The 1,497-nt window shown below is 57.7% G+C and carries 2 protein-coding genes and 1 pseudogene; all 3 read right to left on the reverse strand.

All coding sequences use genetic code 11. The annotated features are described in order from the left end of the window. Positions 1-201, reverse strand: a pseudogene (secD, locus tag A3730_RS29810) (protein translocase subunit SecD); the annotation flags it as partial. A 160-nt stretch (positions 202-361) separates the two neighbouring features. Further along, positions 362-724 (reverse strand): preprotein translocase subunit YajC, encoded by a 363-nt coding sequence (gene yajC / locus A3730_RS17800; protein WP_155133407.1) that lies wholly within the window; start codon positions 722-724, stop codon positions 362-364. A gap of 23 nt (positions 725-747) precedes the next feature. Further along, positions 748-1,497, reverse strand: a 750-nt coding sequence (gene tgt, locus A3730_RS17805; protein ID WP_063538593.1) for a tRNA guanosine(34) transglycosylase Tgt, incomplete at its 5' end; no start/stop codon positions are given.

Genomic DNA, 1,497 nt, shown 5'->3' on the forward strand with positions numbered 1-1,497 from the left:
GCCGTCACCATGGCTCAGGCCAGCATCATCCAGGGCGCCGAGCACTCGCTGCCTGGCCACATCAGACACCTCAGCACCCGCCTCGGAATGGCTGATCTGGATAGCGGGGGCATCCGGGTACAAATTAGGGAGCGCATAAAGGCCGCAAACAACGAGGGCAGCCAAAAGCAGGAAAAATTTCCAGCGTGGATAGCGGGTCATAGTTCTTTCCGGTAGTGCCGGTTTTTTAATAGTGCGACAGTGCGTGGAGCGCCGAAAAAAGGCGGCCGGCGTGCACGATTAATCAACCGCTCGATACATTGGGTTTTGCTGGCGTTACTGCAACAGCAAAAGCCCCGCTCAAGACGGGGCTGCTATTCTTCTAGATCGACTTGATGGTGCCTTTGGGCAGAGTGGCCTGGACGCTGCTTTTCTGCAGTTTGATTTCCAGGTTGTTGCTGATTTCCACCACCACAAAATCATCGGTGACTTTCGCCACCTTGCCCAGGATGCCACCGCTGGTGACCACTTCATCACCCTTGCTCAGGCTCTGGACCAGGTTTTTGTGTTCCTTGGCACGCTTCTGCTGCGGGCGAATCAGGAAGAAATAGAAAACCACCATCATCACGACCAGCATGATCAGCTCCACACCGCCCGGACCGGCAGGGGCAGCAGGGGCTGCAAACGCCGGAGAAACCATGGCAGTGGCCAACAGGGCCAGCAGGGAACGCATTGCGATGTTCATTGAATACTCCAATCGATAAATAGCTACAGAGCTGGCGTAGTCTGGCCACGCGCCGCATAGAAGTCGTCCACAAAGGCGGACAATGTACCCCCTTCAATGGCCCCCCGCAATCCAGCCATCAGCCGCTGATAGTAACGCAGGTTATGGATGGTATTGAGCTGGGAGCCCAGCATTTCGTTGCAGCGATCCAGGTGATGCAGATAGCTGCGGGAGAAATGCTGGCAGGTATAACAGTCACAATCCGCCTCCAGAGGAGCCAAATCATGACGGTGTCGGGCATTTCGGATTTTCACCACCCCTTCGGCGACGAACAGGTGGCCATTGCGGGCATTGCGGGTGGGCATAACGCAGTCGAACATATCCACTCCACGGCGCACCGCCTCAACGATGTCGTCCGGCTTGCCCACACCCATCAGGTAACGGGGGCGATCCTCCGGCATATGCGGGGTCAGATTGCCCAGGGTGCGCAACATTTCGTCCTGGGGCTCACCCACACTCAGGCCGCCCACGGCGTAGCCGTCAAAGCCGATATCTACCAGCCCGGCCAGGGATTCGCGGCGCAAATCGTCGTACATGCCGCCCTGAACGATGCCGAAACAGGCCGCATCATTGCCTTCGTGGGCGTCTTTTGAGCGTTTCGCCCAGCGCAGGGACAGTTCCATGGAATCGCGGGCCTGTTTCTCGGTGGCCGGAAACGGGGTGCATTCGTCAAAGATCATGCAGATATCGCTGCCCAGTGAGCGCTGCACCTGCATGGCCTTTTCCGGGCTCAA

It is taken from the genome of Alcanivorax sp. HI0044 (assembly GCF_001634945.1).